Annotated in this window: 6 protein-coding genes and 1 tRNA gene; 2 read left to right on the top strand and 5 right to left on the bottom strand. The window is 63.5% G+C overall.

The features are described from left to right. Positions 1–25: 25 nt before the first annotated feature. From HU729_RS24825 to dapA, 5 genes are all read right to left on the bottom strand, one after another. Positions 26–115: transfer RNA gene (locus tag HU729_RS24825), tRNA-Ser, on the bottom strand. A 91-nt stretch (positions 116–206) separates the two neighbouring features. After that, positions 207–917 (bottom strand): phosphoribosylaminoimidazolesuccinocarboxamide synthase, encoded by a 711-nt coding sequence (gene purC, locus HU729_RS24820; protein ID WP_186711856.1) that lies wholly within the window; start codon positions 915–917, stop codon positions 207–209. A 29-nt stretch (positions 918–946) separates the two neighbouring features. Continuing rightward, positions 947–1705, bottom strand: a complete 759-nt coding sequence (locus tag HU729_RS24815) for an MBL fold metallo-hydrolase (RefSeq protein ID WP_153773364.1) — start codon at positions 1703–1705, stop codon at positions 947–949. After that, on the bottom strand, positions 1706–2821 hold the full coding sequence (gene bamC, locus HU729_RS24810) for an outer membrane protein assembly factor BamC (protein ID WP_186711855.1): 1116 nt from the start codon (positions 2819–2821) through the stop codon (positions 1706–1708). 17 nt (positions 2822–2838) lie between these two features. Beyond that, positions 2839–3717, bottom strand: a complete 879-nt coding sequence (dapA, locus tag HU729_RS24805) for a 4-hydroxy-tetrahydrodipicolinate synthase (RefSeq protein ID WP_186711854.1) — start codon at positions 3715–3717, stop codon at positions 2839–2841. Positions 3718–3977: 260 nt separating this feature from the next. Between dapA and HU729_RS24800 the strand changes: the two genes are divergently transcribed. Together HU729_RS24800 and HU729_RS24795 are read left to right on the top strand one after the other, a co-directional pair. Further along, positions 3978–4535 carry a glycine cleavage system protein R gene (locus HU729_RS24800; RefSeq protein WP_054890967.1) on the top strand — a complete coding sequence of 186 codons (558 nt, stop codon included), beginning with the start codon at positions 3978–3980 and terminating at the stop codon, positions 4533–4535. Between the two features lie 9 nt (positions 4536–4544). Further along, the gene (locus HU729_RS24795; RefSeq protein ID WP_186667148.1) at positions 4545–5018 is read left to right on the top strand and encodes a peroxiredoxin; all 474 of its coding nucleotides are present in this window, start codon (positions 4545–4547) and stop codon (positions 5016–5018) included. The last annotated feature ends 29 nt before the right edge of the window (positions 5019–5047 follow it).

Here is a 5047-nt window from a genome sequence, read left to right as displayed (position 1 = left end):
GCGGGGGGGGGGGGCTTTTCATGTATGGCGGAGAGATAGGGATTTGAACCCTAGGTACTGTTGCCAGTACAACGGATTTCGAATCCGTCCCGTTCGACCACTCCGGCATCTCTCCAGTGGCGCGCATCATACCAGCGTTTTCGTTTCTGGCAAACCTTTTTCGAAAAAAATTCGCGTGGTATCAGGCGCTTGCGTGAGCGTGCGGGTTACAGCGGCACGCCCAGGCGCTTGGCGACTTCTTCGTAGGCTTCGATGACATCGCCCAGACCCTGGCGGAAGCGGTCCTTGTCCATCTTCTTGCGGGTTTCCTTGTCCCACAGGCGGCAGCCATCAGGGCTGAACTCGTCGCCCAGGACGATCTGGCCGTGGAACACGCCGAACTCCAGCTTGAAGTCGACCAGCAGCAGGCCAGCGTCATCGAACAGCTTGCTCAGCACTTCGTTGACCTTCAGCGACAGCTTCTTCATCTCGGCCAGTTGCTCGGCGGTACCCCAGCCGAACGCGACAACGTGGGATTCGTTGATGAAGGGGTCGCCCTTTTCGTCGTTCTTCAGGAACAGCTCGAAGGTCGAAGGCGTCAGCTGGATGCCTTCCTCGACGCCCAGGCGCTTGACCAGGCTGCCGGCAGCGTAGTTACGCACGACGCACTCGACCGGGATCATGTCCAGCTTCTTGACCAGGCACTCGTTGTCGCCCAGCAGCTTGTCGAACTGGGTCGGCACGCCGGCTTCTTCGAGCTTCTGCATGATGAAGGCGTTGAACTTGTTGTTGACCATGCCCTTGCGGTCCAGCTGCTCGATGCGCTTGCCGTCGAACGCCGAGGTGTCGTTACGGAACAGCAGGATCAAGCGGTCGGCGTCGTCGGTCTTGTAAACCGATTTGGCCTTGCCGCGGTAGAGTTCGTCGCGTTTTTCCATGATGGGCTCCGCTTGCTTGAGTGGTTGGGCTAGGCGATTTCGCGCCAGTCGAGCCCGTGTTCCTGATTCGCCACCTGGAGCCAGTCCGGATCGCACCCCAGGGTGTCGACGAAGCACTGACGGGCCAGTTGTGGCAGGTTGTTCTTGCTGCTGAGGTGGGCCAGCACCAGGTGTTGCAGGTGCTTCCAGCCCAGCTCGGCCACCAGGTTGGCAGCCTGGTGGTTGTTCAGATGTCCCTGGCTGCCGCCAACCCGCTGCTTGAGAAAGTACGGGTAGTGCCCGCGCGCCAGCAGGTCACGGCAGTGATTGGCCTCGATCAGCAACGCGTCGAGGCCCTGGTAACGCTCCAGCAGGTACGTATCGTAGCTGCCCAGGTCGGTGAGCATGCCGAAACGCCGGCGCCCGTCACTGATCACGTATTGCAGGGGTTCGAGCGCATCGTGCTCGACCCGCGCGGCACTGACCTGCAGGCTGCCAATGTCCAGTACGTCGCCACAACCGAGAAAACCGGCGACCTCCACCGGCTTGCGCATGCCGCGCAAAGTCCCTTGGCTGAGGTAGACCGGTACATTGTAGCGCCGCGACAGCAACCCGACGCCATGCACGTGGTCGGCATGTTCGTGGGTCACCAGCACGGCGCTCAGTTGTGCTGCCGATACCCCGAGCAGCGCCAGGCGCCGCTCGGTCTCGCGCAGGGAGAAGCCGCAATCGACCAGGACGAAGGTATCGTCACTGGCGATCAGCGTGCCATTTCCCTGGCTACCGCTTCCCAGTACCGCGAAGCGCACTTAGCCCAGACGGTCCTGGATCGCGCTCAGCACGCGGAGGGCCACATCGGCCGGGGCCACGGTGTTGATGTTCTTCTCGACGGTGACCTGGACCGACTCGCCCACCTTACTCAGGCGCACCTGGTAGCGCTCGGCGCGTGCTTCACGCTCTTCCTTGCTCGGCGCGCTGCCGAACAGGCGGCTGAAGAAGCCCGGCTCGTTCTGCTTGTCCTCGGGTTTCTCGGACAGGTTGATGTAGTACAGGCCCAGGCTGCGGTTGATGTCCTCGACACGCCATTCGCCCTGCTCCAGGGCGCGGCCTACGCCAGACCAGGCGCGGTCCAGGTCCGAGCCCAGGAACAGCACCGGGTTGCCGCTGCCGTCCTCGCTCAAGCTGACCTGACTCGGGGCATCGAAGTCGCGCGCCGCCAGCAGCGACACCGAACCGCCCTTCTCGGCGCTGCGGTTCATGCTGGCCAGCAGTTCGTCGACCAGCAGCGCATCGACGCCGGTGTTGCTCGACGTGCTCGGGAAGCCAGGCTCGGCGGTGCTGCCGGCCGGACGCTCGACGCTGACCACGTATACCTCGGAGGTATTGCGCTGCACGCCGGGCTCCATGCGCACACGGACGCGCACTTCGCTGTCCGGGCTGCTGGAGGTGCTGGCCAGGCGCTGGCCGAGCGAGGCAGACAGCTCATCGAAGCGCTGCCAGGTGGTGTTGAACTCACCCGTCTGCGGACGCTCTTCGGCAATGCGGAAACCATTGTCTTCAAAGTACTGCCGCGCGACCGGCCAGACTTCGGCCGGCGAGCGCTGGGCCAGCACCCAACGGTTGGCACCGCTGCGCTGCAGGGTGAAATCGCTGACGTCGGCGCTGGCCGACAGCGGCTGCGGACGCGGAACTTCGAACTCGCCAGTGGCGTTGTCGTCGGCCACGTTGCGCGGGATCGGCAGCAGCGGATCCAGGCGCTTGACGTTGGCGGCGTCCGGCGGCAGTTGCATCGGCGCAGTCGGGTGCGCCTGCAGGTAATCGCTGCCACGGTCGCGGAAATAGCCATCCTCGCCCCACAGCCAGCCGCACCCGCTGGTGCTGGAGATGATCAGGGCGAGCGCGGAAAGACCAGCCAGTCGCTTCATGCGGTGTACTTCCTCGATTAAACCAGTACGCCGGACTGGCGCAAGGCAGTACGGACTTTTTCGTGACAGCCTTCGCTCAGCCAGGTCAGCGGCAGGCGAATGCCCTTGTGCATCAGGCCCATTTCCACCAGCGCCCACTTCACAGGGATCGGGTTGGCTTCGCAGAACAGGTCTTTGTGCAGCGGCATGAGTTGTTCGTTGATCGCGCGGGCCTTCTCGGCATTGCCCTCAAGGGCGGCCTCGCACAGATCGGCCATTTCGCGCGGGGCGACGTTGGCGGTGACGGAGATGTTGCCCTTGCCGCCCAGCAGGATCAGCTCGACGGCGGTCGGGTCATCGCCGGACATGACGATGAAGTCCTTGCTCACGCCGTCGATGATCGCCTTGGCGCGGGCCAGGTCGCCGGTGGCTTCCTTGATGCCGATGATGTTCGGCACGGTGGACAGGCGGATAACGGTCTCGGCCTGCATGTCGCAGGAGGTGCGGCCGGGCACGTTGTAGAGGATCTGCGGGATGTCGACGGCTTCGGCGATGTGCTTGAAGTGCTGGTACAGGCCTTCCTGGGTCGGCTTGTTGTAGTACGGCACCACCAGCAGGCAGGCGTCGGCACCGGCGTTCTTGGCGTTCTGGGTCAGGTGCACGGCTTCGGCGGTGGAGTTGGCGCCAGTGCCGGCGATGACCGGGATGCGGCCAGCGACGCGCTTGACCACGCGCTCGATGACCTGGATGTGTTCTTCGACGGTCAGGGTGGCGGATTCACCGGTGGTGCCGACAGCAACGATCGCGTGGGTGCCTTTTTCCAGGTGGAAGTCTACAAGTTTATCGAGGCTGCCCCAATCCAGACGCCCTTGTGCATCCATGGGTGTGACCAATGCCACCATACTGCCCGCGATCATGAAACTGCTCCTGCCGGAAAAAGAGAGCGGTAATGGTACTGGCGCCATCGACCTTGCACAAGCGAAGCTGGCGGGCGGAGCATTCCCCTCGGCGTCGCTTTTCGCTACCCTTGATTCTTTGATCGGCGCAGTGCGGCCCGCCGGGCCGTCGACAGTGCTCCACGCCAGTACTTCGTCATGCCCCACAGGGCTGCGAATAAGGGCGACAGAGAGGCTTGCTCTCGTCCTTCGCCGACCGCTCATCGCTTTAGGAATGCTGCATGTCCACCGCCCCCCGCGAACAATTCCTCGTCATCAGTGCCCTGGGCCCCAATCCCATGGAGCTTGCCAACGTCCTCAGCCGCGCCGCTTTCGAAAACCGCTGTGCGGTCGTCACCTCGCGCCTGTCGCGCCACGGCGAAACCAGCGCCCTGGTATTGCAGGTCGGTGGCAGTTGGGATGCCCTGGCCCGTCTTGAGACCACCCTGCCCGGCCTTGGCAAGAAGCACGGGCTTACCCTCGACGTGGTGCGCAGCGCCGAGCAGGAGGTTCGCCCACAGGCACTGCCCTACGTTGCCTACGTCAGCGCCGCCTATCGCCCGGACATCATCAACGAGCTGTGCCAGTTCTTCCTCGACCACCGCGTCGAGCTCGACGGGATGACCTGCGACACCTACCTCGCCCCGCAGACTGGCAGCAGCATGCTCAACGCACAGTTCACCGTGATCCTGCCGGCCGGCACCCAGATCAGCTGGCTGCGCGACCAGTTCCTGGATTTCGCCGACGCCCTGAACCTGGACGCCCTGATCGAACCCTGGCGTCCACAGAACCCTGTCTAAGGAGCTCCCATGGCCGTTGCCATCGACCAACCCGTTGCCGACTTCCAGGCCCAGGCCACCAGTGGCCAGACCATCAGCCTGTCCGCGCTCAAGGGCCAGCAGGTGGTGTTGTACTTCTACCCCAAGGACAGCACGCCGGGCTGCACCACCCAGGGCCAGGGTTTCCGTGACCAGCACGAAGCTTTCAAGGCTGCCAACACCGTGGTGCTGGGCGTCTCGCGTGATGGCCTCAAGTCCCACGAGAACTTCAAGGCCAAGCAAGGCTTCACCTTCGAGCTGATCAGCGACAAGGACGAGGCGCTGTGCCAGCTGTTCGACGTGATCAAGCTGAAGAAGCTGTATGGCAAGGAATACCTGGGCGTGGACCGCAGCACCTTCCTGATCGACAAGGACGGTGTGCTGCGCCAGGAATGGCGCGGGGTGAAGGTGCCCGGGCATGTGGATGCGGTGCTGGCGGCAGCGCAGGCCCTGAACAAGGCCTGATATCACCTTGAATTTTTTCGCGGGCAAGC

The sequence above is a fragment of the Pseudomonas sp. RW10S2 genome, assembly GCF_014268985.1.
Classification (GTDB): Bacteria; Pseudomonadota; Gammaproteobacteria; order Pseudomonadales; family Pseudomonadaceae; genus Aquipseudomonas; species Aquipseudomonas wayambapalatensis.
This window is presented reverse-complemented; position numbering and strand designations above follow the sequence as displayed.

Excerpts from the sequence above, each read along its gene's own strand:
- purC (WP_186711856.1), bottom strand. The coding sequence starts at position 917 with ATGGAAAAACGCGACGAACTCTACCGCGGCAAGGCCAAATCGGTTTAC.
- bamC (WP_186711855.1), bottom strand. The coding sequence starts at position 2,821 with ATGAAGCGACTGGCTGGTCTTTCCGCGCTCGCCCTGATCATCTCCAGC.
- dapA (WP_186711854.1), bottom strand. The coding sequence starts at position 3,717 with ATGATCGCGGGCAGTATGGTGGCATTGGTCACACCCATGGATGCACAA.
- HU729_RS24800 (WP_054890967.1), top strand. The coding sequence starts at position 3,978 with ATGTCCACCGCCCCCCGCGAACAATTCCTCGTCATCAGTGCCCTGGGC.
- HU729_RS24795 (WP_186667148.1), top strand. The coding sequence starts at position 4,545 with ATGGCCGTTGCCATCGACCAACCCGTTGCCGACTTCCAGGCCCAGGCC.